The sequence below is a fragment of the Streptomyces sp. CA-288835 genome (assembly GCF_050936385.1).
Lineage (GTDB): Bacteria > Actinomycetota > Actinomycetes > Streptomycetales > Streptomycetaceae > Streptomyces.
Map to the genome: position 1 here is coordinate 5989333 of NZ_JBNJMW010000001.1, position 25487 is coordinate 6014819.

At 69.2% G+C, this 25487-nt stretch carries 25 protein-coding genes; 13 read left to right on the forward strand and 12 right to left on the reverse strand.

The genetic code is table 11. From position 1 onward, the window contains the following. Positions 1 to 25 precede the first annotated feature (25 nt). The gene (locus tag ACQEVY_RS27290) at positions 26 to 2428 is read left to right on the forward strand and encodes a non-reducing end alpha-L-arabinofuranosidase family hydrolase (protein ID WP_432952062.1); all 2403 of its coding nucleotides are present in this window, start codon (positions 26 to 28) and stop codon (positions 2426 to 2428) included. Between the two features lie 365 nt (positions 2429 to 2793). On the opposite strand, the gene ACQEVY_RS27295 is transcribed toward ACQEVY_RS27290, so the two are convergent. The 6 genes from ACQEVY_RS27295 to ACQEVY_RS27320 form a co-directional block, all read right to left on the reverse strand. Beyond that, a complete protein-coding gene (locus ACQEVY_RS27295) occupies positions 2794 to 4167 on the reverse strand; it encodes a diacylglycerol/lipid kinase family protein (RefSeq protein ID WP_432952063.1) in 1374 nt (457 codons plus the stop codon). A 21-nt stretch (positions 4168 to 4188) separates the two neighbouring features. Then, on the reverse strand, positions 4189 to 4656 hold the full coding sequence (locus ACQEVY_RS27300; protein ID WP_432952064.1) for a DUF7144 family membrane protein: 468 nt from the start codon (positions 4654 to 4656) through the stop codon (positions 4189 to 4191). Positions 4657 to 4686: 30 nt separating this feature from the next. Further along, complete coding sequence (locus ACQEVY_RS27305) at positions 4687 to 5154, reverse strand: SHOCT domain-containing protein (RefSeq protein WP_432952065.1); 468 nt, start codon at positions 5152 to 5154, stop codon at positions 4687 to 4689. A 147-nt stretch (positions 5155 to 5301) separates the two neighbouring features. Further along, complete coding sequence (locus tag ACQEVY_RS27310; RefSeq protein ID WP_432952066.1) at positions 5302 to 6165, reverse strand: YhjD/YihY/BrkB family envelope integrity protein; 864 nt, start codon at positions 6163 to 6165, stop codon at positions 5302 to 5304. A gap of 3 nt (positions 6166 to 6168) precedes the next feature. Next, positions 6169 to 7518: a hypothetical protein gene (locus ACQEVY_RS27315; RefSeq protein WP_432952067.1), complete on the reverse strand. Its 1350-nt coding sequence runs from the start codon at positions 7516 to 7518 to the stop codon at positions 6169 to 6171. A 115-nt stretch (positions 7519 to 7633) separates the two neighbouring features. After that, the gene (locus tag ACQEVY_RS27320; protein WP_432952068.1) at positions 7634 to 8293 is read right to left on the reverse strand and encodes an HdeD family acid-resistance protein; all 660 of its coding nucleotides are present in this window, start codon (positions 8291 to 8293) and stop codon (positions 7634 to 7636) included. Between the two features lie 289 nt (positions 8294 to 8582). On the opposite strand from ACQEVY_RS27320, the gene ACQEVY_RS27325 reads away from it, so the two are divergent. Further along, on the forward strand, positions 8583 to 9221 hold the full coding sequence (locus ACQEVY_RS27325) for a potassium channel family protein (protein ID WP_432952069.1): 639 nt from the start codon (positions 8583 to 8585) through the stop codon (positions 9219 to 9221). Then, positions 9218 to 10639: a DUF2252 domain-containing protein gene (locus ACQEVY_RS27330; protein WP_432952070.1), complete on the forward strand. Its 1422-nt coding sequence runs from the start codon at positions 9218 to 9220 to the stop codon at positions 10637 to 10639. Before ACQEVY_RS27325 ends, ACQEVY_RS27330 begins: the two co-directional genes overlap by 4 nt. A gap of 109 nt (positions 10640 to 10748) precedes the next feature. On the opposite strand, the gene ACQEVY_RS27335 is transcribed toward ACQEVY_RS27330, so the two are convergent. The 4 genes from ACQEVY_RS27335 to ACQEVY_RS27350 all read right to left on the reverse strand — a co-directional run bounded on the left by ACQEVY_RS27335 (position 10749) and on the right by ACQEVY_RS27350 (position 14167). Further along, entirely contained in the window at positions 10749 to 10946 is a 198-nt protein-coding gene (locus ACQEVY_RS27335) for a hypothetical protein (protein WP_031116763.1), read from the reverse strand. Between the two features lie 144 nt (positions 10947 to 11090). Continuing rightward, positions 11091 to 11618: a hypothetical protein gene (locus ACQEVY_RS27340; RefSeq protein WP_432952071.1), complete on the reverse strand. Its 528-nt coding sequence runs from the start codon at positions 11616 to 11618 to the stop codon at positions 11091 to 11093. An 18-nt stretch (positions 11619 to 11636) separates the two neighbouring features. After that, positions 11637 to 13265: an MFS transporter gene (locus tag ACQEVY_RS27345; protein WP_432955418.1), complete on the reverse strand. Its 1629-nt coding sequence runs from the start codon at positions 13263 to 13265 to the stop codon at positions 11637 to 11639. 242 nt (positions 13266 to 13507) lie between these two features. Continuing rightward, on the reverse strand, positions 13508 to 14167 hold the full coding sequence (locus ACQEVY_RS27350; RefSeq protein WP_328770913.1) for a hypothetical protein: 660 nt from the start codon (positions 14165 to 14167) through the stop codon (positions 13508 to 13510). A 147-nt stretch (positions 14168 to 14314) separates the two neighbouring features. Between ACQEVY_RS27350 and hemL the strand changes: the two genes are divergently transcribed. The 9 genes from hemL to ACQEVY_RS27395 all read left to right on the forward strand — a co-directional run bounded on the left by hemL (position 14315) and on the right by ACQEVY_RS27395 (position 23748). After that, entirely contained in the window at positions 14315 to 15631 is a 1317-nt protein-coding gene (gene hemL / locus ACQEVY_RS27355; RefSeq protein ID WP_432952072.1) for a glutamate-1-semialdehyde 2,1-aminomutase, read from the forward strand. Beyond that, positions 15628 to 16302: a histidine phosphatase family protein gene (locus ACQEVY_RS27360; protein WP_432952073.1), complete on the forward strand. Its 675-nt coding sequence runs from the start codon at positions 15628 to 15630 to the stop codon at positions 16300 to 16302. Before hemL ends, ACQEVY_RS27360 begins: the two co-directional genes overlap by 4 nt. Positions 16303 to 16460: 158 nt before the next feature. After that, positions 16461 to 17756, forward strand: coding sequence for a hypothetical protein (locus ACQEVY_RS27365; protein WP_432952074.1), 1296 nt, complete (start codon positions 16461 to 16463; stop codon positions 17754 to 17756). 66 nt (positions 17757 to 17822) lie between these two features. Further along, positions 17823 to 18464 carry a TlpA family protein disulfide reductase gene (locus ACQEVY_RS27370; RefSeq protein ID WP_432952075.1) on the forward strand — a complete coding sequence of 214 codons (642 nt, stop codon included), beginning with the start codon at positions 17823 to 17825 and terminating at the stop codon, positions 18462 to 18464. Between the two features lie 6 nt (positions 18465 to 18470). Further along, a complete protein-coding gene (locus ACQEVY_RS27375; protein WP_432952076.1) occupies positions 18471 to 19235 on the forward strand; it encodes a cytochrome c biogenesis CcdA family protein in 765 nt (254 codons plus the stop codon). Positions 19236 to 19238: 3 nt separating this feature from the next. Continuing rightward, entirely contained in the window at positions 19239 to 20978 is a 1740-nt protein-coding gene (gene resB / locus ACQEVY_RS27380) for a cytochrome c biogenesis protein ResB (protein ID WP_432952077.1), read from the forward strand. Then, positions 20975 to 22096 carry a c-type cytochrome biogenesis protein CcsB gene (ccsB, locus tag ACQEVY_RS27385; RefSeq protein ID WP_432952078.1) on the forward strand — a complete coding sequence of 374 codons (1122 nt, stop codon included), beginning with the start codon at positions 20975 to 20977 and terminating at the stop codon, positions 22094 to 22096. The genes resB and ccsB overlap by 4 nt, the downstream gene beginning before the upstream one ends. Positions 22097 to 22180: 84 nt before the next feature. Then, positions 22181 to 22795 carry an RNA polymerase sigma factor gene (locus tag ACQEVY_RS27390; protein ID WP_432952079.1) on the forward strand — a complete coding sequence of 205 codons (615 nt, stop codon included), beginning with the start codon at positions 22181 to 22183 and terminating at the stop codon, positions 22793 to 22795. Next, positions 22792 to 23748 (forward strand): CU044_5270 family protein, encoded by a 957-nt coding sequence (locus tag ACQEVY_RS27395; RefSeq protein ID WP_432952080.1) that lies wholly within the window; start codon positions 22792 to 22794, stop codon positions 23746 to 23748. The genes ACQEVY_RS27390 and ACQEVY_RS27395 overlap by 4 nt, the downstream gene beginning before the upstream one ends. 137 nt (positions 23749 to 23885) lie before the next feature. Here ACQEVY_RS27395 and ACQEVY_RS27400 read toward each other — a convergent pair whose 3' ends face one another. After that, positions 23886 to 24008, reverse strand: a complete 123-nt coding sequence (locus tag ACQEVY_RS27400) for a DUF397 domain-containing protein (protein WP_432955419.1) — start codon at positions 24006 to 24008, stop codon at positions 23886 to 23888. After that, positions 23950 to 24966: a helix-turn-helix domain-containing protein gene (locus tag ACQEVY_RS27405; protein ID WP_432952081.1), complete on the reverse strand. Its 1017-nt coding sequence runs from the start codon at positions 24964 to 24966 to the stop codon at positions 23950 to 23952. The genes ACQEVY_RS27400 and ACQEVY_RS27405 overlap by 59 nt, the downstream gene beginning before the upstream one ends. A 141-nt stretch (positions 24967 to 25107) precedes the next feature. Here ACQEVY_RS27405 and ACQEVY_RS27410 point away from each other — a divergent pair, with 141 nt between their 5' ends. Beyond that, positions 25108 to 25335: a hypothetical protein gene (locus tag ACQEVY_RS27410; RefSeq protein ID WP_235990170.1), complete on the forward strand. Its 228-nt coding sequence runs from the start codon at positions 25108 to 25110 to the stop codon at positions 25333 to 25335. The last annotated feature ends 152 nt before the right edge of the window (positions 25336 to 25487 follow it).

Below are 25487 nucleotides of genomic sequence, written 5' to 3' on the forward strand. Positions count from 1 at the left end.
ACACCCGCGACCCCCGAGGAAAAGCATGAAGGGCCTGCACCGGCTCGGCCGGAGACGCCGAACATGGGCGATAGGACTGTCGGCCGCGGCGGTGGTGGCCGGTGTCGTGACGATCCTCCCCAACTCCGCCGGAGCCGCATCACTGGGTACGGAGGCGGCCCCCTCGGGCAGATACTTCGGCACCGCTGTGGCCGCCGGCAGACTCGGTGACTCGGCGTACACCGCGATCGCCGACCGGGAGTTCAACATGATCACCCCGGAGAACGAGATGAAGTGGGACGCCGTCCAGCCGTCCCGCGGCAACTTCACCTTCGGCCCCGCCGACCGGATCGTCGACCGTGCGAAGGCGAACGGCCAGCGCGTGCGCGGCCACACCACGGTCTGGCACTCGCAGCTCCCGTCCTGGGTCAGCTCGATCGGCGACGCGAACACGCTGCGCAGCGTGATGAACGGCCACATCACCACCACGATGACCCACTTCAAGGGCGAGATCTACGCCTGGGACGTGGTCAACGAGGCGTTCGCCGACGGCCCCAGCGGCCAGCTCCGCAGCTCGGTGTTCCAGAAGGTGCTGGGCAACGGCTTCATCGAGGAAGCGTTCCGCACCGCCCGTGCGGCCGACTCCTCGGCCAAGCTCTGTTACAACGACTACAACATCGAGAACTGGTCGGACGCCAAGACCCAGGGCGTCTACAGAATGGTCAAGGACTTCAAGTCCCGCGGCGTGCCCATCGACTGCGTCGGGCTCCAGAGCCACTTCGGAGCGGACGGCCCGCCGACGAGCTTCCAGACCACCCTGGCCAACTTCGCCGCCCTGGGCGTGGACGTCCAGATCACCGAGCTGGACATCGCCCAGGCATCGCCCACCCACTACGCCAACGCGGTCAAGGCCTGCCTGTCCGTGGCCCGGTGCACCGGCATCACGGTGTGGGGCGTGCGGGACAGCGACTCCTGGCGCACCGGCGAGAACGCGCTGCTGTTCGACAACAACGGCAAGCCCAAGCCCGCGTACACCGCCGTCGTGAACGCCCTCAATTCCGGCTCGGCCACCACCCCGAGCAAGCCGGCCGACGGTACCGGTACCAGTACCGGTAGCAGAGAGATCAAGGGCGTGGCCTCCGGCCGTTGTGTCGACATCAACGGCTTCACCACCGTCAACGGCACCCAGGCGCAGCTGTGGGACTGCAACGGACAGACCAACCAAAGCTGGACCTACACCGCCGGCAAGCAGCTGAAGGTCTACGGCAACAAGTGCCTGGACGCCAAGGGCACCAGCAACAGCTCTGCGGTGGTCATCGGGGACTGCGACGGCGGCGCCGGCCAGCAGTGGAACATCAACACCAACGGCACGATCACCGGCGTCCAGTCCGGGCTGTGCCTCGACGCCGTCGGGGCGGCCAAGGCCAACGGCACCAAGATCCAGCTGTACTCCTGCGCGTCCGTCAACAACCAGAAGTGGACCGGCCTGTCCGGGACGTCGACCCCGACCCCGACAACGCCCGCGTCGACGGGCGGCACGTGTGCTCTTCCGTCGACGTACAAGTGGAATTCGACGGGTGCCCTGGCGCAGCCGGCGAACGGGTGGGCCTCGCTGAAGGACTTCACCAACGTGGTGCACAACGGCAAGCACCTGGTCTACGGGTCGAACTTCGACGGATCGAAGTACGGCTCGATGACCTTCACTCCCTTCACCAACTGGTCGGACATGGCGTCCGCCGGACAGAAGGCGATGAACCAGCCCGCGGTCGCGCCCACGCTGTTCTACTTCGCGCCCAAGAAGATCTGGGTCCTCGCGTACCAGTGGGGCCAGTGGCCCTTCATCTACCGCACGTCGAGCGACCCCACCGACCCGGGCGGCTGGTCCTCGCCACAGCCGCTGTTCACCGGCAGCATCCCCCGCACCGACTCGCCCACCGGCCCGATCGACCAGACCCTGATCGCCGACGACAAGAACATGTACCTGTTCTTCGCCGGTGACAACGGCAAGATCTACCGGGCGAGCATGCCGATCGGGAACTTCCCGGGCAACTTCGACTCGTCGTACACGACGGTCATGAGTGACACCGAGGCAAACCTGTTCGAGGCCCCACAGGTCTACAAGGTCCAGGGCCAGAATCAGTACCTCATGATCGTCGAGGCGAAGGGGGCGAAGGGGCGCTACTTCCGCTCGTTCACGGCCTCCAGCCTGAACGGCTCATGGACCCCGCAGGCAGCCACCGAGAGCAACCCTTTCGCCGGCAAGGCCAACAGCGGTGCCACCTGGACCAATGACATCAGCCACGGTGACCTGGTCCGCAACAACCCCGACCAGACCATGACCATCGACCCCTGCAACCTGCAGTTCCTCTACCAGGGCAAGTCGCCCACCTCGAACGACCCCTACGACCGCCTGCCGTACCGACCGGGCGTCCTCACCCTGCAGCGCTGACCCGCCTGCTGACCGATACGCACCGCGTCGAGGAACCCCAGCCGTTCGTCGGCTGGGGTTCCTCTCTTTCGCGGACCTTCATCATGGGTACGGACCGAAGCACTACGACGCCACCGCGGACACCGGGCCTTGGCGATCCGGTCCAACCACGGCTCATTCAGCCCGGCCAGGGCGCGGCGTGCGGGTGGAGTCCGTGGCCGCAGTGCATGAAACCTCAGTTCAGGACCACATGGGCTGGGCTCGGGAGCCGGAGCGGCTGAGCTGACCCGGCGGAGGCGCCGAAGCCTCCTGCGCTGGCCTTCCTTGCCAGTCCCTGGCCGTCCGCTCACGCATCGCTCACGCGTGGGACTGCCTGGGCCGCTCATTCACGGCTCGTCTTGTCCCCGGCCCGGGGAGAGGCGGCCCAGCGCCAACCGTGCCACGCGCAGCCAGTCGGCCGCCCCGCCGCTGACCCGCGGTGCGTGGGGGCGACGGCGTGGCACGCGGACCCGGAGTGCCCCGGGCGCGCTGCGGCACACGACGGGTGACGGCAGAACGACGTGTTCTCCGTCGATGCCGACCGGGAGGGTGTCCGTGTCGGCTTCTACGACGACTTCCCCGGCGCTCAGCCGGACGAGTCCCCCGGAGCGCGGACCGCGCACCATGCGCGCCGCCTGAGCGGTGCTGGCGACCCGCACGCACACCACGCCGAGGAGTCCCGAGTCCAGCCGCTCCCTGCGCCCCGGATGGGCCGCGTCGACGGCACGGCCGTAGGGATTGTTGCTGACGAGCAGCGCCTGAAGTCCGTCGACGTACGTCCGGTCGGCGCGTGTCCGCAGCCTGGGCGCGTCCTCGCCGGTGAGGAGGCCGGGGAGGGTGCGCAGGGTCGTGCGGGCTTTGGCGTCCCGGTACGCGGGGTCGGTGACGACGGACGCGTACGTGCCGAACGAGGCGTTGTTGACGAAGACGCGGTCCGCGGCGTACCCGAGGTCGATGCGGAGTTCGACGCCGTGGGTCAGGGCTTCCAGGGCGGCCGCCGGATCGTCGCGGTCGAGGCCGAGATCGAGGGCGAAGTGGTTGCGCGTACCGGCGGGAATCACCACGAAGGGAAGGTCGTGGCGTGCCGCGACCTCGGCCACCAGCGCCTGGGTGCCGTCGCCGCCCGCCACCGCCAGCAGATCGGCTCCCTCGGTGACGGCCTGCCGGGCCAGTTCGGTGACGTCCTGGTGCCGGCCCACGTCGAGCAGGACCACACGGCAGCCCGCGGCCCGGGCCTTGTCCACCAGGTCGAAACGGTCCACCTTGCCGCCCCCGGAGCGCGGATTCATGAGGACCCAGGGGGCGCGGGGCGCCTCGGTGACAGCCTGTTCGGAGGCGATGTGACCAGGTGCCAGAGCCGTACGTGCCGCTGTGAGGGCCAGCACCCACAGGGCCAGGGACACCAAGGCCGGCCCCAGCATGCCGAACGTGGCGAACAGGGCGAGGACAGCGAGCGGCGCGGCCAGCGACAGGGCCGCGCCCAGGGCACGTAGCCCACCGGTGTGCGCCAGCGTCCACCACACCCCGACGGCCGCGAGCGCCAGCCCGGCGATGCCGACCAGGGCCCACAGCACGCTCCGCAGACCGGCGGCCACGAGCGGCACCAGGATGCTCCCCAGCAGGGCGAGCACGGCGAGGCGAGCCCGTCCGGCGCTGTCCTCGCGTACGGCCGCGGCACCTGCCTCTCCCGACCCCCTCGTGTTCCCGCCGTGTCGTCCCACCGTTGGCCCTTCTCCTGCGCCTCACACCTTGTGCGGCGGGCGCTCCTCGGACAGCGGGCGCTCCTCGGACAGGTCGAAGAGGTTGTCGCGCCGGACCACACACAGGGCCCAGATGATGAAGCCCGAGAGCGCGATCATCACGATCGACCACACCGGGTAGTACGGCAGGGAGAGGAAGTTGGCGATGATGACGAGTCCGGCGATGGCCACGCCGGCGACACGCCCCCATACCGAGACCTTGAGCAGTCCGACGCTGACGATCACGGCGACCGCGCCCAGAGCGAGGTGGACCCAGCCCCAGCCGGTCAGGTCGAACTCGAAAACGTAATCGCGCGTCGTGACGAAGATGTCGTCCTCGGCGATGGCCATGATGCCCCGGAAGAGGTCGAGGAGGCCGACGAGGAAGAGCATCACGGCCGCGAAGACCGTCAGGCCGGTTGCCCATTCCTGCTTCGCCGTAGGTTCCGGCCGGGTGTGTGTTGCGGTCATCTTGCGCCTCGATTCGTGGTGTGCGGATGCTCAGCGACCGTGGGTGCGGGCGGTGGAGCCGGCGTCCTCCGCCGGGCCGTGGCCGGTCAGGACCAGATCCTTGGCCCTGCGGAACTCCTCGTCCGTGATGTCGCCGCGGGCCCGGATCTCGGACAGCTTGGCGAGTTCGTCGATGCTGCTGGGCCGGCCCGCGCCGACTGCGGCCTCCCTGATGTGGGCGTCGAAGGCCTCCTGCTGTGCTCGGGCCTGCGCTATCTCCCGGCGGCCCATGTTCTTGCCGCGGGCGATCACGTAGACGAAGACGCCCAGGAAGGGCAGCAGGATGGTGAGCACCAGCCAGCCGGCTTTCGCCCACCCGCTCATCGCGTCATCGCGGAAGATGTCGACGACGACGCGGAAGAGCAGGACGAACCACATGATCCACAGGAAGAACAGGAGCATGCTCCAGAAGACGCTCAGCAGGGGATAGTCGTACGCCAGGTACGTCTGCGCGCTCATGTCTCGTCTCCGTCCCGGGCGCTCGCCCGGCCGCCGTTGTGTGCTGTCTTCAGCGTGTGCACGGCCAGGGCCGGGTGGCCTCACCCGATGCGGGTGACCTTGCGGGCGTGCGGCCCGGCACTCGACGGATGCGCTCCTGCGGCAGGATCAGGATTCGGCCCGTGCACGGCGGGGGACGGCCGCTGTCCGGTACCAGTCGGAGGAGGCGACGTACTGGCCGAGGGCGAGGCCCGAGACGGCCACCAGGAACACGGCGATCAACCAGGAGAGGAACGTGAAGACGGGCCCCAGCGGCCCGAACTCCTGCAGACTGCGCTCCATGGCCGTGGGCACGAACAGGCCGGCGGCCCAGCTCAGCCCGACCGTGCCTGTGCCCGCGAGCAGCGCTCCCGGCAGCAGGTTCCGCCAGCCGATCCTGCCGCCCAGCAGCAGATGCTGGGACCACCACCACAGCAGCGTCGCCGACAGCAGGGACAGCATCCCTCCGATCACCGCGCCGCCGCCGAACCCGCTGCGCAGCGGTGCCTGGATCAGGAGGACGCCCAGCCAGACGAGCAGCCAGAGCAGCCAGCGCCAGACCGCGGCCCGCACCGGTGTCCGGGGCAGGTGCCAGCACCGTTCGCAGACCGCCTGAAGCGCCCGGCTGAAGGCCGTGGCGGACACGAGGGTCACCACCACGCCCACAGCTCCGACGGCGTCCCGTGGTGTGCCGGTGGCGGTGAAGGCACGGCGTACCTCGTCGAGCGTGTCGCCGCGTACCCCCAGAACCGCACGGAGGGAGTCGCTCAGCAGGTCCTGCACCCCTTGGGGGGCGAACGCCGCGACGGTCATCAGCAGCGGGAGCGCGGTGATGAAGGCCTGCGCGGCCAGCCTCACGGAGCCCTCCACGACGTTGAGCGCCGACAGGCGGGGAAGCAGCCGGGCCACCGGACCGGACCGCAGGCTCCCCAGGGCCCGCTCCACCGCCGTGCGCCTGCGGGACGCCGGGGCGGGGCGGGATTTTCTCGCCATGGCTCACGGGACCGCCGCCCGGTCCTCATGCCCGGCGGTCGGGCCCGCGGCGGCCGCGAGGATCGCCGCCACGACGATGACGGCCAGGGCGATGCCCAGAATGAGTGCCACCGCTCCGACCGTGGGGTGGTTCCAGAGCACCAGCGCCAGCGCTCCGGCCGCGATGACGCCACCGGTGGTCCATGCCCGGTGGTCCGCCAGCCAGCGTCCGGTGGACCCGGTGCGCACTCCGGCACGGCGCAGCCCCCGGCCGGCGGCCGTCGTGCCCCTGACCGCCGCGGTGCGGACGGCGCGGGCGGGACGCCCGGGACCGTACAGGTACGCGACCAGTGCCGTGACCACCGCGACGACCAGCAGGGTGCGCGTGCTGTCGCGCAAGAACCGGACGAACGTGTCGTAGATCGCCGCGGCCGCGTCGGTGGGCAGCGTCGTGGGCGGGACCGAGTCCAGATAGACCCGTCGGACCACGGCCAGTGCGACGAGCAGCACCACCATCATCACGCCGACACCCGTCGCGGTGATCATCAGCATCACCCGGTGTGCCGGAGCGGTCCACACGGCGAGCGCGGCGAGTACGACGGTCAGGACGGGCAGCCAGGTGCCGAGGATGTCCAGCAGCCGCATCGCGTCCTGCGCCTTGCCCAGTTCCTCGGTGTGGAACAGCGTGATCGTCCTGTCCGTGTCCGGGATGGCGGCCGCCTTGTCGAAGCCCGCGTCGACGAGCCGTTCCCGAACCTCGTCGACGACCTCTCCCACGTTCAGCTGGACGGTGTCGCCCTCGGCGCGCACGGCACCCTCGCGCTCTCCGGTGAGCATGTTCACCACGGCGGCGTGCGAGCGCCGGTTGGCGCCCTCCCACACCTGCTGGAAGGCGTCGCTGGTGATCACGCGGGTGACGGTGCGGTCCACGACGGTCCTGACCGCGTTGCGCAGCGGACCCTCGAGGGACTCGGCCCCCTCCACGACACGGGGTGGTGCCCCGGCGTCCTGGAGGACCTTGGTGAGCGAGTCCGTCACCGCTTTGACGTCCACGTTGGCCACCACGCGGTCCGTGAGCCGGTTGATCACGACCTCCTGCACGGGCGGCTCGGACGCCAGCGGCGCGACGGTCTCCACGTACCGGTCGGTGTCGGAGACCGTGTCCTGGACCCAGGCCGCGACCACGGCCAGGGGCGCGAGCAGCAGGCCCAGCAGGAGGAGGACGATGGAGCCGGCCCGGCGTACCCGTCGGTGGCGCACCGCCGCGTGCCGGCGCAGTCGCTCGTATTCCGCTCGCTCCTCGGCGGTCATGACGTGTTTCTGGTGCGCGGCTCCGCCGGAGTCCGGCGAATCCGGCGTCGCGGCCGGGTTCATGGGTGCTCCTTTCCGTGTGCGCCGCTCCGGCCGTGGCGGTCGCCGCTCGGGATGACGGTGTGGAGGGGAGCGACCGGGTCCGCTGCGTCTGCCGCGGGGGGTGCGGTGTGCGGTGTCAGGCCGTCTCGGCGGGGGCGTGCGGCCCCGTGGTGTGCGTCTTTCGGAGCGCGGCCCGCCACGCGAGGGCGACCACCGCCTCGGCCAGGCCGAGCAGGACGAGCCACAGGCCGAGCAGCCGGGTCAGGGCGCGGGCCGACTCGGCCGGCAGGGCGAGCACCACGATCCCCGCGACGATGCCGAGCACCGCGGCGCCCAGGACGACCCCGCGGTGCGGCAGGTCCTTGGTGGCGAGGGCCGTGTAGAGGGTGAGGATGCCGGACACCAGCCAGACGACCCCGACGATCAGTGAGAGCGCGGTGATGGTCTGCAGCGGGTTCCGCAGGCACAGCACCCCGGCCAGCACGTACAGCACGGCCAGGAGCAGCCCCGGGAGCCGTTCGTGCCCCTCCCGCGCGAAGACGGCCACGAACCGGAACGCCCCGGTCACCAGCAGGTACAGGCCGATGAGGACGGCCAGGACGTGCAGGGTTCCCTCCGGCCAGACCAGTACCAGGACGCCCGGCACCAACGTCGCGACGGCCGAGCCCAGGAGCCAGGTCCATGAACGGCCGAGCCGCCCCAGTGCCTGCGCGGGGTCGTCCAGCGGGCCGGGGGCCGCCGCGTCGGGCTCGTGTCCCTGTCCGGTGTTCGATGCCGGACCGTGCGGCATGGTCATGGCTCCTCCTCGCGTGATCGAGTGGTCGCCTCCGGACCGCCGACGGGGCGGAGCGTGATGGGTCGGTGTGCGAGGACCTGACCGCTCCAGGCTCACGCCTGTCACCGGGTGCCGGGATCACCCACCACGGGTGATCCGGCGATGCCTCCGTGGCGGTGAGGTGGGAATCCCCCGGAGCCCGGCCCCCGGCCCCAGGCCCGCCCGGCCCCCGGCCCCAGGCCCGCCCGGCCCCCGGCCCCCGGCCCCCGGCCCATCGGCCTTCCGGCCGAACGGAACGAAGAGACACGAGATGAGCGATCCGCGCACCGACCGGACGGACCGCGCCCGGTCCGGGCCGGACGCGCACCGGCGGCGCCTGCCGCTCCGCCCCCGCCGGTGGGCGGCGGTCCTCGCCGTCGCCCGAGCCGTGCTCATCGCCGTCGGTCTCGTCACCGCCTACTACCTGCTGCCCCTGGACGAGCGCGGTACGGCCGGTGCGTCCGCGCTGCTCGTGTGCGGTCTGGTGGCGGTGCTGCTGGTGTTCGGGTGGGAGGTGCGGGCCATCGCGCGCTCACCCCACCCGCGCCTCAAGGCCGTCGAGGCCCTGGCCGCCACGCTGGCGCTGTTCCTGGTCCTCTTCGCCGGCGCCTACTACCTGCTGGAGCGCTCCACCCCGGGCTCCTTCAGCGAGCCGATGACAAGGACGGACGCCTTGTACTTCACTCTCACCACCTTCAGCACCGTCGGCTACGGGGACATCACGGCACGCTCCCAGACCGGGCGCGTGCTGACGATGCTGCAGATGGCGGGAGGGCTGCTGCTCGTGGGCGTCGCCGCACGGGTGCTGGCGAGCGCGGTCCAGGCGGGGCTGCGCCGGCAGCGCCGAGAACCGTCGGCTCAGCCGCGTTCCGACGCCGGGACGCCGCCGGACCGGGAGGCCGGACCATGACCGTACCCAGCGCTTTCACCGCGTCCCTGTCGCCGGCCGAGCGAGCGGCGTACGGCAGGAACGCGCGCAGGCGGGCGTCGCGCTCGTGTCACGGCTGGTACGAGACGGCGCAGCGGCGACCGGACCCGATCGAGGTGATTGAGCGTCAGTCGGCCGACCGCGTACCAGAGTTGGTGCCGATCCGCTACGGCCGCATGCTCGAGTCGCCGTTCCGCTTCTACCGGGGAGCGGCCGCGATCATGGCAGCTGACCTGGCGCCCCTCCCCAACACCGGACTCCAGGTACAGCTCTGCGGGGACGCCCACCCCCTGAACTTCCGGCTGCTCGCCTCGCCGGAGCGCCGTCTGGTCTTCGACATCAACGACTTCGACGAGACGCTGCCCGGGCCGTTCGAATGGGACGTCAAGCGGCTGGCGGCCGGTTTCGCGACGGTGGCCCGCGCGAACGGCTTCTCGCTCAAGGAACAGAACAGCACGGTGCGGGGCTGCGTGGAGGCGTACCGGGAGCGGATGCGCGAGTTCGCCGGCATGCGCACCCTGGACATCTGGTACGCCCAGGACGACGCCGACCGGCTGCGGGAACTGCTGGCGTCGTCGAACGACAAGTCACTGGACAGGGAGGCCAGGCGTCGTACGGCCGAGGCCACGACGCGGGCCCGCACGCGGACGCACCTGAAGGCCTTCGAGAAGCTCACCCGCGTCACGGCCGATGGCCGGCGCATCGCCCCGGACCCACCGCTGATCACGCCGCTCGATCAGCTGTCGGCCGACCCGTCCGAAGCCGGGCGGGAGAAGGAGCTGCAGACCCTTCTGGACGGATACGCACGGACCCTGCCGTCCGAACGCCGGCACCTGTTGCGTCACTACCACCTGGTGGACATGGCCCGGAAGGTGGTGGGCGTCGGCAGCGTCGGTACGCGCTGCTGGGTGCTGCTCCTGCTCGGCAGGGACGATGACGATCCCCTGCTGCTGCAGGCCAAGGAGGCCCAGGAGTCGGTGCTGGCCGCCCACACGGGCGGTGAGCGCTACGACAACCAGGGCCGCCGGGTGGTGGCCGGACAGCGCCTGATGCAGACCACCAGCGACATCTTCCTGGGCTGGACGCATGTCGTGGGCCTCGACGGGCAGGGCAGGGATTTCTATGTGCGCCAGCTGTGGGACTGGAAGGGCATCGCACGGCCGGAGACCATGGGGCCGCGCCTGCTCTCCCTCTTCGGCCGGCTGTGCGGGTCATCCCTGGCACGGGCCCACGCCCGCTCGGGCGATCCCCTCGCCCTCGCCGCCTACCTGGGCGGCAGCGACCGATTCGACCGCGCGCTCACTCGGTTCGCCCAGTCCTACGCCGACCAGAACGAGCGGGACGCGGAGGCGCTGGAAGCCGCCTGCCGCTCCGGTCGGATCAGGGCGGAGCGGCTCTGAGGACGCCTGCCCGGTCACCACGCGAGATCGCTACGGTTCGCCGTCCAGCGGGCCGGCCGGATGCTCATGGCGCTCCGAGCGATCCGGTATCGCACACCGCCCGGTCCTGTCACTCCGGCACCTGCCGCATCTCCAAGACGCGCAGTCCCAGTGACTGGCAGCGCGCCAGCAGCCCGTACAGGTGCGCCTCGTCCACGACAGGGCCGAACAGGACGGTCTGGCCGGACATCACCACGTGGCCCAGCTCCGGGAAGGCTTTGGCCAGCGTTTCCGACAGGTGGCCTTCGACTCGGATCTCGTAGCGCACGAGCTGTCCTCCCCTCGACTGCCTGGGACAGGCGGACGGCGCCCTTCCCTGCGATCGTCCGCTTCCGCGCTCCTTCGGGCCTCACCCGGTACAGGTGACCGCCGCCCGGCGACGGACGCCACAGACCAAGACGGACGCCACAGATCAATGCGTCAGAACGATCTTGAAGGAGATGATCAGCAGACCGAGCAACAGGTTGACCGATGCGGTGGCGGCCACAAGCCGCCGCGAAGCACCGGCGCGGCGTGCCGCGGCCACGGACCAGCCCACCTGCCCGGCCACGGAGACGGAGAGAGCCAGCCAGAGGGCACCTTGCACGTCCAGGCCCAGGAGCGGGCTGACGGTGACCGCGGCGGCCGGCGGGACGGCGGCCTTGACGATCGGCCACTCGTCACGGCACACGTGCAGCACGACATGGCGGTCCAGAGCCTGTTGCGACAAGCGCGCCCCGAACAACTGGGCATGCACATGCGCGATCCAGAACACCACGCCGGTGAGCAACAGCAGCAGCACCAGCTCGGTGCGCGGGAACTCGCCCAGGGAGGCGGCGCCGATCACCACGGAGGCCGCGAGCATGGATCCGTAGACGCCGCCCGTGTAGTCCGCGCGGGCCCGATGCTCGGCACGGCGCTCCCCGCGAGCCGTGGCCGGGACGATCCTGGTCCTGAACACCGGTGACTCCCTCCGGACTCAGCGCGTCGATCCGGTCGCCCCGGCCGCAGCATCGGTGTCCGGCTGCCGCGGACGGCTGTCCCGGGCGGTCGGCAGGTGCGGAGTGACCAGGAAACTGGCGAGAGCGATGCCGCCGGTGGCAAGGATCGCCGCCTTCAGACCGTCCAGCTGCGCGGAGGCGTAGGAGTCCGCGACGGCGTCGACCTCCGACGATGGCAACCCGGCACGCTCGGCCGCCGAGCGCACCTGATCGGTGGAGACGAAGGTGACCCCCGCCTGGAGGGCGACACCGACTTCCTCACGGGTCTGTTCGGACAGCCGCGGATTGTCCGCCACCTGCGTGGTGAAGGCGTGGGCCAGCGCACCGATGAGGATAGACCCGATGAGCGCGGTGCCCAGCGCCGAGCCCAGATTCTGTGCCGTGAACTGGAGTCCTCCGGCCTCACTGCGTTCCTCCTCGCCGACGCCGGACTGGACGACGTTCCCCAGCTGCGAGGCGAGCAGGCCGACGCCCACGCCCAGCAGGGCCATGGCTCCGGCGAACTGCGCGTCGTCGATGACCGGGTCGATGGTGGCCAGCAGCCACACGATGGCCGCGGCAAGGGTCACCAGGGCCAGCCGGACGACCCGGCGCGGCCCCCACACCCGTCCCAGCGAGGACGCGGAAAGGGAGGTCACCAGCATGGTGGCGGACACGGGGAGCAGGCGCAGCCCCGTCTCGAAGGCGTCGAATCCCTGGACCACCTGCAAGTACAGCGGGATGGTGAAGAACAGCCCCAGCAGGATGAGGTTCTGGCTCAGCAGCGTCATCAGGCCGGACCGCAGCACGGGTCTGCCCAGCAGGGACAGGTGCACGAGGGGGTCGGCGCCCTGGTGCACCCGCCGCCGCTCCCAGTGCCGGAAGAGGGCCAGGACGGCCGCCCCCGCGCCGACGACGAACAGCGTCGGGGCGAAGCCGAAGACAGTGAACGGAGGGTTGCGGGGCTGCACCCATCCCCAGGTGCTGCTCTGCAGCACCCCGAGCACACCCAGCCCCAGTCCGGCCGCGGAGAGCACGGCGCCGACGCCGTCCAGCCGCGGGGGCGGGCCGGTCCGGGGGGACTCCGCGATCACCCGGCGGCACAGCAGGACGGCCAGGACGACCACGACCTCGCCGGCGAAGACCAGCCGCCAGGTGAGGTACGTCGTCACCCAGCCGCCCAGCAGCGGGCCGACCGCGATCCCGGCACCGGCGAGCCCGCCGATCACCGCGTAGGCGACGGCCCGGTCCTTCCCGCGATACGACTCCGCGACGAGGGCGGCCATGGCCGGCAGCACCATGGCGGCTCCGAGCCCCTCGATGACGGACCAGCCCAGTGTGAGGACCCACAGGGTGGGTGCCACGGCGGTCAGGGCCGACCCCACGCCGTAGACGACGAGACCCAGAAGGAACATACGGCGACGCCCCAGGATGTCCCCCAACCTGCCGCCGATGATCATGAACGCCGCCATGACCAGTGCGTACAGAGTGATGACGGCCTGGATGGCGGTGACCTCTGTGTCGAAGTCCTCGACCAGCTGACTGATGGACACGTTCATGACGGAGGTGTCCAGGACCATGAGGAACTGGGCCGTACCGAGGACGATCAGCGCCCGCCATTGCTTCACGGTGTCCACCTCGCCGAGTCGGCCGGTACGCAGGCGGAGCCGGCCGGGCAGTGGCCGGCACACACTCCGCCGCTCCTGCCCATCGCACCTGAAGTACGCGCCTCGCGCCTCACCCGCCACGGGGGAAGGTCAGCACTCCTGTGCCGCCCGGCCGGTGGGGAACGCGGGTGCCGAACCCTCTCACCGACGCACTGAAAAAGGCGAGGCCCGAAGACCCCGCCCGCTACCAGTGAAACCCCAGCTCAGGGCCACACAAGGCAATAAGGCTGATGCCCCGCCTCATGCAACCGATGCGAGAAGTCCTGCCACTCATGCAGCAGTTGGTACACGTTGAACGCGTCCCGCGGGCCGCCCCGGTCCGGGACCGTCGACCAGATGAAGGCTGCCGCGCCGACTGCCTCCTCGCCTATTCCGCGTAGGGGGTCTACGACCGTCATGGGGAGCTTGACTACGGCGTAGTCCGGGTGCAGGACTACGAGTTCGAGCGGCGGGACCTTGTTCAGCGGTACGCCCTCTATGCCGGTGAGGACCATCGCGGCCATCGTCTCCGGCTTGATCTTCGTGAACATGCCGTTCATGCCGAGCTCGTCGCCGCCGAGTTCCTCTGGGCGCATGGAGATGGGGACGCGAGCGGCTGTCGCGCCGTCCGGAGCCCCGAAGTATTTGTACGTCACCCCCACCCGGCCACCATTCCTGCTCCCTGCCCGTGGGGCGTCGAACCGACGGAGCCCGTTCAGCCCGTCGATCCGCTCGCCCGGCTCGGGCTCACTCTCCGTCTGCCGTACCTCGCGGGTTTCGCGTGTCTCGGCCGCCGCTTCAGCCTCGCGCCGGTGCCTTCCCCGCCGGGCACGGCGAGGACCGAGGTCATCGGTCCCCTCGCCCAGTCCGCCACCGCGATGCATATCTCCACCCGACTGCTTATCTAAGGTGCGCCATCCCCGCCACGCAACCCGATCATCATGTCAGTGACCTCCCCCGCGGTCGCGCGCCGAAACGTGCGTTGAAACACCTGTCCGCAGGATCTTCGAGGCCTCTGACAACATGGCTGTGTGAACTATCCGTACGAATACGACGCCCCAGTTTCTCATGCTCTTTTCAACCGTGCGGCGGCCGTCACACCCGGCGGCGTGAACTCTCCCGTGCGAGCGTTCCGCGCCGTGGGTGGTACGCCCCGGTTCATGGTGTCCGGCACCGGTCCGTACCTGACCGACGCCGACGGAAGGGAGTACGTGGACCTCGTCTGCTCCTGGGGGCCGATGATCCTCGGCCACTCCCACCCGGAGGTGATCGCGGCGGTCCAGGAGGCCGTTGCTCGCGGTACGTCCTTCGGTACGCCCGGTGAGGGCGAGGTCGCGCTCGCCGAGGAGATCGTCGCCCGGGTCGAGCCCGTCGCCCAGGTTCGGCTCGTCTCGAGTGGCACCGAGGCGACCATGTCCGCCATCCGTCTCGCCCGCGGGTACACGGGGCGGGCCAAGGTGATCAAGTTCGCCGGCTGCTATCACGGGCATGTGGACGCCCTGCTGGCCGCCGCGGGCAGTGGACTCGCCACGTTCGCGCTGCCCGACACCCCCGGCGTCACCGGTGCCCAGGCCGGGGACACCGTCGTCCTCCCGTACAACGATCTCGACGCCGTCCGCGAAGCCTTCCGTGCCCACCCCGGCCAGATCGCCTGCGTGATCACCGAGGCCGCGCCCGGGAACATGGGCGTCGTGCCGCCGGAGCCCGGCTTCAACCAGGGGCTCAAGGACGCCTGTGCGGAAAACGGTGCGCTGTACATCTCGGACGAGGTCATGACCGGCTTCCGTACCAGCAAGTCCGGATGGTTCGGCATTGATGGTGTACGTCCCGATCTCATGACCTTCGGCAAGGTCATGGGCGGCGGCTTCCCGGCCGCCGCCTTCGGTGGCCGCGCCGATGTCATGGCGCACCTCGCACCCGCCGGGCCCGTCTACCAGGCGGGCACCCTCTCCGGGAACCCGGTCGCCACCGCCGCCGGGCTCGCCCAGCTGCGGCTTCTCGACGACGCGGCGTACGCCAAGGTCGACGCGGTGTCAGAGCAGCTCCGTACGCTGGTGTCGGACGCGCTCACCAAGGAGGGCGTGGCGCACCGCGTGCAGAACGCCTCCAGTATGTTCTCCGTGTTCTTCACCGACCGCCCCGTCAAGAACTACGAGGACGCGAAGGCACAGGAGTCGTACCGCTTCACCGCCTTCTTCCACTCGATGCTCGCGCAGGGCGTCTATCTGCCCCCGTCGTCCTTCGAGTCCTGGTTCGTCTCGACGGCGCACGACGAGCGGGCGGTCCAGCGGATCGCCGACGCCCTTCCGGCGGCGGCACGGGCAGCAGCGGAGGCCACGGCAGCATGAGTGACATCACCGTCGTACACGTGGTGCGGCACGGCGAGGTCGCCAACCCGGACGGGATCCTGTACGGGCGTCTGCCCGGCTACCACCTGTCCGAGTTGGGGCTGCGGATGGCCGAGCGGGTCGCCGAGCACCTCGCCCCCCGGGACATCACGCATGTCGTCGCCTCGCCCCTGGAGCGGGCGCGGGAGACGGCGGCCCCGATCGCCGAGAGTCACGGCCTGGACCTCGCGACCGACCGCCGGCTGATCGAGGCCGGCAACGTCTTCCAGGGCAAGACCTTCGGCGTCGGCGACGGTGCGCTGCGCCGGCCCGAGAACTGGAAGCATCTCTTCAACCCCTTCAAGCCGTCCTGGGGTGAGCCGTATCTGGAGCAGGTCGTACGGATGATGGGGGCGCTGGACGCCGCCAAGGACGCGGCCCGCGGACATGAAGCGGTATGCGTCTCGCACCAGTTGCCGATCTGGATCGTGCGCTCTTACGTCGAGCGGCGCCGGCTGTGGCACGACCCGCGCAAGCGCCAGTGCACCCTCGCCTCGCTGACGACCTTCACCTACCAGGGCGACAAGATCGTCTCCGTCGGCTACACCGAGCCCGCCCGCGATCTCGTACCTCCGCATCTGCTGGCGGGGGCGAAGCCGGTCAAGGGCAAAGACAAAGCCTTTGGAGCGTAGGCGACGGCTCATCGCGCCCTCTCGTTCCATTGCGTCTGTAACAAGTTCATCCCCGTCCCGCACGGTAATTGTGACGCGTTTTCCAGCAACCCCCATGTTCGTCGCGCCCTCTAATCCGGTGTCATCCGGCATGGAACAGCGCGACGAACGGGGCGGAAATGCGCCACATCACACGACGGGGAATGCTGGGACTCGGAGCCGGTGCTGCGGCGGCTGTGGGACTCGCGGGCTGCGGTACCGAATTGGGAAACGGTTTCGGCAGTGACAAAGGTTCCGATAAAGACTCCGGCGAAGACAAGGGCAAAGGGAGCACCGACCGCCCCATAGGCGACGGCTCCACCGCCTACACCGGCAAGCAGCCCAACCAGCCCGCCAAGCCCGAACCCCTCGAACCCGGCCAGACCCCGCCGCAGTTCGTGGTGTTCTCCTGGGACGGCGCGGGAGACGTCGGCAACGGACTCTTCGAGCGGTTCCTGAACCTCTCCAAAGAGCACGACGCACACATGACGTTCTTTCTCACCGGGCTGTATCTCCTGCCCGAGTCGAAAAAGCGCAAGTACCTTCCGCCGAACAATGCGCCGGGCGCCTCCGACATCGGTTATCTGACCGACGACCACATCAAGACGACACTGAAGTACGTACGGCAGGCATGGCTCGACGGCCATGAGATCGGCACGCACTTCAACGGCCACTTCTGCGGCGGCACCGGCACCGTCGCCAACTGGACGCCCAAGCAATGGCGCAGCGAAATCGACCAGGCGAAGTCCTTCGTCAAGGAATGGCGTACGAACACGGGCTGGACCGATCTGCCCGCGCTGCCCTTCGACTACGAGAAGGAACTCATCGGTGGCCGCACGCCCTGTCTGCTCGGCCAGGAGAACCTGCTGCCCGCCGCCCGCGAACTCGGCTGGCGCTACGACGCCTCCTCGCCCGGCGGCCGCCAGCAGTGGCCCGGAAAGAACCAGGGCCTGTGGGATCTGCCGCTCCAGTCGATCCCGTTCCCCGGCCACACCTTCGAGGTCCTCTCGATGGACTACAACATCCTCGCCAACCAGTCCCTCAACTCCACCAAGGCCCCGCCCGCCAACTACCCGGGCTGGCGCAAGCAGGCCACCGGGGCGTACATCGCCGGATTCAAGCGGGCATACGAGACGAATCGCGCACCCCTCTTCATCGGCAACCACTTCGAGGACTGGAACGGCGGCATCTATATGGACGCCGTCGAGGGAGCCCTGAAGCACATGGCCGGCAAAAAGGACGTACGCCTCGTGTCGTTCCGGCAGTTCGTGGACTGGATGGACGTACAGAAGCCGGAAGTGCTCGAGAAGCTTCGGGCGCTGGATGTCGGGCAGGAGCCGGTGGGTGGCTGGAACGCCTACCTCGGGGATGTCGCCGCGAGCCCCTCGAAGGGCGCCGGGAACGGGGCCGAGGAAGAGTCTGAAAACGCGGCCTGACGTGTGGGTTTCCACCCGTGAGGGGGGTGCGCAAGATCCCCGGAACGGACATGCGAAACTTTTCACATGAGTGCCGCAAGCCACGACCCCCAGCGCTCGAACCGCACCCGCCCGTCCAGTCGTACGCGCAGTCGCGCCGCCCTGTTCACCAGCGGGGCCGCCGTCGCGGCACTGGCGCTGACCGCATGCGGATCCGGGGGTACGTCCGGAGGGTCGGGCAACACCGGCTTCGTCACCGGCACCGACGGCATCGCCACCGTAGAGAAGGGCGAGCGAGCAGCGGCCCCCGAGCTGTCCGGCAAGACCATCGACGGCGAGCAGCTCGATGTCGCCGACTACAAGGGCGACATCGTCGTCCTCAACGTCTGGGGCTCCTGGTGCGGCCCCTGCCGCCTGGAGGCCAAGAACTTCGTCAAGGTCTCCGAAGACCTCAAGGACCAGGGCGTACAGTTCGTCGGCATCAACACCCGCGACACCAGCACCAAACCCGCGGTGGCCTTCGAGAAGGAGTACGGGGTCACCTATCCCAGCCTGTACGACCCGACGGGCAAGCTCATGCTCCGCTTCGAAAAGGGCACGCTCAACCCGCAGGCGGTCCCCACCACGATCGTCGTCGACCGGGAGGGCAACATCGCCTCGCGCTCGCTGCAGCCGCTCAGCGAAAAGACGCTCCGCAAGATGATCAAGCCGATCCTCGCGGAGAAGTGACCGCTCGTGTCCCTCCTCGCCGCAGCCACAGACCCCAACACCACGATCCTCAGCGGGGCCCTGCTCCTCGCCCTGCCGGTCGCCATGTTCGGCGGGCTCGTGTCCTTCTTCTCGCCGTGCGTCCTGCCGCTCGTACCCGGCTACCTCTCGTACGTCACCGGAGTCACCGGCACCGACCTGGCGGAGGCCCGGCGCGGGCGCATGGTCGTGGGCGCCTCCCTCTTCGTACTCGGCTTCACCGCCGTGTTCGTGTCCGGCGGGGCGCTGTTCGGCTACTTCGGCTCGACCCTGCTGGAGCACCAGAGCACCCTGTCCAAAGTGCTCGGCGGGCTCATGATCCTCATGGGCATCTTCTTCATGGGCCTGATGCCCTGGCTCACCCAGCGTGAATTCCGGTTCCACAAGCGGCCGGTGACGGGTCTGGTGGGTGCCCCCGTCCTCGGCGCGCTCTTCGGGATCGGCTGGACGCCCTGCATCGGCCCGACCCTCGCCTCCGTGCAGGCCCTGTCGTTTGAACAGGCGAGCGCGGGCCGCGGGGCCATACTGACCGTCGCGTACTGCCTCGGCCTCGGCCTGCCCTTCGTGCTTGCCGCGGTCGCCTTCCGCAAGGCGCTCGGTGCCTTCGGCTGGGTCAAACGTCACTATGTCTGGGTGATGCGGATCGGCGGCACCATGATGATCCTGACCGGAGTGCTCCTGCTGACGGGCGCGTGGGACCGCCTCGTGCAGGAGATGCAGGTCTGGTCCAACGGCTTCGTTGTAGGGGTCTGATCCATGAGCACCACTGACACCGGCAAGGGCACCGCCGCGCAGGACGACAACACGGCCGTACGGGACGACAACGAGCTCGGCGCCGCCGGCTCGCAGCTCTCCACCGCCCCCCGCGAGGACGCGCCCAACCTGCCCTCGCTGGGCGTCATCGGCTGGGCCCGCTGGTTCTGGCGGCAGCTCACCTCCATGCGGGTCGCGCTGCTCCTGCTCTTCCTGCTGTCGCTCGGCGCGATTCCCGGCTCGCTGATCCCGCAGAGCGGGACCGACGAGATGAAGGTCGAGAAGTTCGCGCAGGATCACGAGACGCTGACGCCGATCTACGAGAAGCTCGGGCTGTTCCACGTCTACAGCTCCGTGTGGTTCTCGGCGATCTACATCCTGCTGTTCGTCTCGCTCATCGGCTGCATCGTGCCCCGCACCTGGCAGTTCGTCGGCCAGTTGCGCGGCCGGCCGCCCGGCGCACCCCGACGCCTGACCCGGCTGCCCGCCTACACGACATGGCGTACCGAGGCCGAGCCCGAGCAGGTCCGCGAGGCCGCGCTCACGCTGCTGAAGAAGCGGCGCTTCCGTGCGCACACCGCCGGTGACGCCGTCGCCGCCGAGAAGGGCTACCTCCGTGAGGTCGGCAACCTCGCCTTCCACATCGCGCTGATCGTGATGCTGATCGCCTTCGCCTGGGGCCAGCTCTTCAAGTCCGAGGGCAACAAGCTGATCATCGAGGGCGACGGCTTCGCCAACACCCTCACGCAGTACGACGACTTCAAGTCCGGGAACCTCTTCAGCAACGACAACCTGAATCCCTTCAGCTTCACCCTGAAGGACTTCAAGGGCACGTACGCGAGGACAGGGCCCAACCGGGGCACCCCGCGCATCTACGAGGCCGCCGTCAACTACAGCGAAGGCGCCGACGGCGAGGAGAAGACGCGGACGATCGAGGTCAACGAGCCGCTGAAGATCGACGGCTCGAACGTCTACCTCGTCAGCCATGGTTACGCCCCCGTCGTCACCGTCCGCGACGCCAAGGGTGACGTCGTCTTCAGCCAGGCCGTGCCGATGCTGCCGCTCGACGCCAACGTCACCTCCTCCGGTGCGATCAAGGTCCTCGACGGCTACACCAACGCCAAGGGCCAGAAGGAACAGCTCGGCTTCAACGCCTTCTTCGTGCCGACCTTCGCGGGGGCAGGCCAGGGCCAGATGCAGTCCCAGTTCCCGGCGCTGGACTTCCCCGTACTGGCGCTCTCCGCCTACCACGGCGACCTGGGCGTCAACTCGGGCCTCCCGCAGAGCGTGTACCAGCTCGACACGAAGAACATGAAGGAGTTCAAGGACTCCAAGGGCGAACTGTTCAAGCAACGCCTCCTTCCAGGCGAGACCATGAAGCTCCCGAACGGCGCCGGCTCGGTCACCTTCGAGAAGGACATCAAGGAGTGGGCCGGCTTCCAGGTCACCCAACAGCCCGGCAGCGGCTGGGCCCTCGCCGGAGCCCTGACCGCCATCTTCGGCCTCGCCGCCTCCCTGTTCATCCAACGCCGCCGGGTCTGGGTCCGCGCCACCGCCGGCCCCGACGGCGTCACGGTCGTCGAAATGGCGGGCCTCGGCCGCAGCGAGTCCGCGAAGGTCCCGGAGGAACTGGGGGACTTGGCGGCCATCCTGTACGACACGGCACCTGGCGCCCCGGATCCAGACGCCGACCCCACCCCCGACCCCCAAGCCGTACCTGCCGAAGGGGCTGAGCCCAAGTGAGTCTCGCCGCCGCAACCGACCTCGCCGCCGCGACCAACGAAAACCTCGCGAACCTCAGCAACACGCTGATCTACTCCGCGATGGCCGTCTACACGCTGGCCTTCTTCGCCTACATCGCCGAGTGGACCTTCGGCAGCCGCAGCAAGGTGAGCCGCACGGCTGCCGCGCTCACCAGCGACGCGAAGGGCGCGAAGAAGGACGCCAAGAAGGGCGGGGCGCCCGAGGTCACCGTGAAGAAGGCCGGTGGTACGGCCGTACTGGAGCGGCCCAAGGTCGTCACGCGGGCCGCCGCCGGTGCGCGGGACGTGCCGGACGGACCCGGTGCGCACGGCGGGGACGAACAGGGCGACCTCTACGGACGTATCGCCGTGTCGCTCACCGTGCTCGCCTTCCTCATCGAGTTCGGCGGAGTGCTCGCACGGGCCCTCTCGGTGCAGCGGGCGCCGTGGGGCAACATGTACGAGTTCAACATCACCTTCTCCACCGTCGCCGTAGGCGTGTACCTCTCACTCCTCGCGCTGAAGAAGAACATCCGCTGGCTCGGCCTCCCCCTGGTCACCTCGGTCCTCCTCGATCTCGGACTAGCCGTCACTGTCTTGTACACCGCCAGTGACCAATTGGTTCCCGCCCTCCACTCGTACTGGCTCTACATCCACGTATCGACGGCGATCTTCTGCGGCGCCGTCTTCTACGTGGGCGCGGTCGCCACGATCCTGTACCTGTTCAAGGACTCGTACGAGAACAAGCTGGCGGGCGGCGGCACGCCGGGCCGTTTCGCCACCTCCGTCCTGGAGCGGCTCCCGTCCTCCGCCTCTCTCGACAAGTTCTCCTACCGCGTCAACGCCGCCGTCTTCCCCCTGTGGACCTTCACGATCATCGCGGGCGCCATCTGGGCGGGCGACGCCTGGGGCCGCTACTGGGGCTGGGACCCCAAGGAGACCTGGTCCTTCATCACCTGGGTCGCGTACGCCTGCTACCTCCACGCCCGCGCCACGGCCGGCTGGAAGGGCCGCAAGGCCGCGTACATCGCCCTCGCCGCCTTCGCCTGCTGGCTGTTCAACTACTACGGCGTGAACATCTTCGTGAGCGGCAAGCACTCGTACGCCGACGTCGGCTGAGCGCAGCGCACCACCCGCGAGACCGGTTCCGCGTGACGTACGTCACATGGAACCGGTCTTCGTTGTACGGACAGGGAAGAGGGTGTGGACACGAATCTGCGGAAGCGTATTCGCGCGGGGGACCACGACGCCTTCGGTGAGCTCTTCGACGCGTACGCGCGCTCCGTCTACAACCATGCCTTTCGCCTCACGGGGGAGTGGACGACCGCCCAGGACATCGTCTCGCTGACCTTCCTGGACGCCTGGCGGCTGCGCGACAAGGTCGACGAGGAGGGCGGTTCGCTCCGCCCTTGGCTGCTCGGCGTCGCCACCAACGTCACCCGCAACACCCGCCGCGCGGCCCGAAGACATGCCGCCGCCGTGGCCCGCCTGCCGTCCGACGAGGTCGTGGACGACTTCGCCGACGAGATCGCCGGCCGCCTGGACGACTCGGCGCAACTCGCCCTCGTACGGACCGCCCTGACGAAGCTTCGACGGCCCGAGCGCGAGGTGCTGGCCCTGTGCGTCTGGTCCGGTCTCGACTATGCGGCGGCCGCCGAGGCGCTCGGTATCCCGGTGGGGACCGTGCGGTCACGGCTCTCGCGGGCCAGAACAAAACTCGCGAAACATGTCAGAGAACTGGAACTGCCGCAAATTGCCGGACAGATGAGAGGTGACCGCAGCAGAGCGGTCAGGCCCCTGAGGGAGGGAAACCGATGAACCAACTCCCGGAACTTCCCGAGAGAGACCTTCCGCCGGGCCATCACCGACTCCTCAAGGAGCATCTGATGACCGAGATCCGGCGAGACGAAACCCAGACCGCCACGACCACGGCCCGTCCGCGCACCCGGTGGCTGCGCCCTGCCCTGGTCGCGGGAGCGGTCGCGGCGGTCGCCGCCGTCACCGTCACTCTCACCGTGCCGTCCGAGCGGACCGAGCGGACCGAGCGGACCGAGCGCTCCGAGCGGCCCGCCTCGCAGGAGGCCGCGGCCCTGCTGGAGGACATCGCGCTCGCCGCCGAGCACGCCGATATGCCGACCGGCATCCGCGACGACCAGTTCGTGTACATCAAGAGCAAGGTCGGCTGGAGCGTCCAGAACGATGGAGAGCCCGCCAAGCTCGAGCCGATTCACCAGCGCGAGGTGTGGCTGTCGGTGGATGGCAGTCAGCAGGGCATGCTGCACGACCCCGACCGCCGCTCCGACCACGAACCGCTGGACAAGGAGACCCCCGGCATCCCGTCCAACACCAACTACCGCCACCTCCAGACCCTGCCGACCGACCCCGACAAGATGTTCAAGTGGCTGAACAGCGTCAGCATAGGCAGCAACGGCAAGGACGAGGCCAACTTCGTGCTCGTCGGCGACCTCGTCAGCGAGTCCCTGATGCCGCCCGCCCAGGCCGCCGCCCTCTACCGGGCCGCCACCAAGATCTCCGGCGTCTTCGTGATCGACGACGCGGTGGACGCGGCCGGCCGGCACGGGGTGGCGGTGGCCCGGATCGATGATGGGGAGCGGACCGAGCTGATCTTCGACAAGAAGACCAAGGAGTTCCTCGGCGAGCGGGGGGTCGCGGTCGAAGACATGCAGTCCGGCTTCAAGAAGGGCGAGATGACAAGCCGCACCGCCATCCTGGAGCGCACTGTCGTCGACAAGGTCGGCCAGCGCCCCTGAAATGGGTGCGGTCCCCCTCGGGCGCGCGTCACGCTGGTGTCATGTCATGGACGGGTTCGTCGAGTTCATCGAACAGGGCACCAGCCGGACCGAGGGGGACGCCTGCACTCTGCACGTCCACCAGCCAGAGGACGTAGTCAGTTCCGTATGGCTGAGATGAAGGACGACCAGGCGGAGCGGTTGATCAACAGGACCGGTCCGTCAGGCGTTTTGCTGTCGCGGACGGGGACGACGGCGGGGAAATCGGGGGCTACTTCGATGCAGTCGCCGCCGTTGTCGCCGCTGTAGCTGCTCTTCACCCAGGTCGCCATTTCCAGGCAGTTGCCGCCGTTGTCGCCGCTGAAGCTGCTCCTGACCCAGGTCGCCCTGCTGAGATCGATCCTGTCCATCGCGCCCGTATCCTTCCATCGTCTCGCCGATCACAGCGGCAGACTCATGGGCCGACAGAGAGTCCGCCCTGAGCGCATCATAGGTCTGCTCATGGCGTGTGTAGACGGCTGGATCATCGTTGAAATGCCCACGGTCCAGCGATTCCGAGTAGACCCACCTGTGGCCGTCGGGCAGCGTGATCAACGACAAGGGGGCGTTGGGGCGGACGAGTTCAGGGATGTTTGCCGGGGCGACCTGGATACGGATGTTGGGGCGCCGTCCGACGCTCAGCAGGTGCGCGCACTGGTCACGCATGACGGCCGGGCTGCCCACCACGTTCCGTAGACAGCTCTCGTCCAGAACCACGACGTACAGCGGACCGCCCTCGACGAGGAAGCGCTGCTGTCGGCTCAGCCGGGCCCGAACGCGCTCCTCCAACTCGTCGCCGCTCGCGACGCGGGAGAACAGCGCCCGCGCGTAGTCCGGTGTCTGCAACAGCCCCGGCACGACGCGCTCCTGATACTCCCGCAGGGCAACGGCCACCGCATCCATCTCAGCCCTGCGCCTGAACCAATCCGGATGCTCCACCTGCGGATACCAATCAATCCGCCCCCACAACCGCAGCAACACCCCACCCGTATCCAGGACTTCATCGCACTTCTTGGCGAACGTGTCCTGCGGGACCCGCGTCCCCGCCTCCACCCGAGCCACATGCGAGCGATCGCAAGGGATCTCCTTCGCCAGCCCTTCCTGCGTCAGCCCCGCCGCCTCGCGGAAGTGCTTGAGCAGCTCCCCGAAAACGGCCCCGGTGGTGGCGGCCGAACCCCCTTCGGCATTACGTCGGCTCACAACTTCCCTCCGTGACAGTGGGCCAGTGGCACGCGTCCGGCGTTGAAACGCCACGCTCCGCTACGCAACGCTTGATTCACCCAGAGTAACGAGTCATGCACCCCTGGCAGGTGCGAATGGCAAAGAACGTACGGAGTGGAAATGGCGGACGAAGCAGGGCAGTTGAGGCCGGGGGCGCTCGTCTACGACCCGGGTACGCGCAAGGTGGGGGAGTACCGCGACAAGGCGGGCCCGTACGCGATGCTGCGCCCGGTCGGCGGCGGCCGCGAGTGGGAGGCAGACCCGGCACTGCTCCGCCCGGCAACGCAGGAGGAGCGCATCGACGCCACGCTGAGGGCGGCGAACCACCGTACGAAGCGGCGGGTGTGATGCTGCATCAGCCATTTCCGTCGGACGACGCCCTCAGCCGCCCACCCGTCCCCACCCCCGGCTGCGCAACGTGCACGGAGCTCGCCATCACCCGAGACGACGCCCGAGCCCAAGGCAACCGCAGCGCAGAAACCGACGCCGACGTCCTCCTG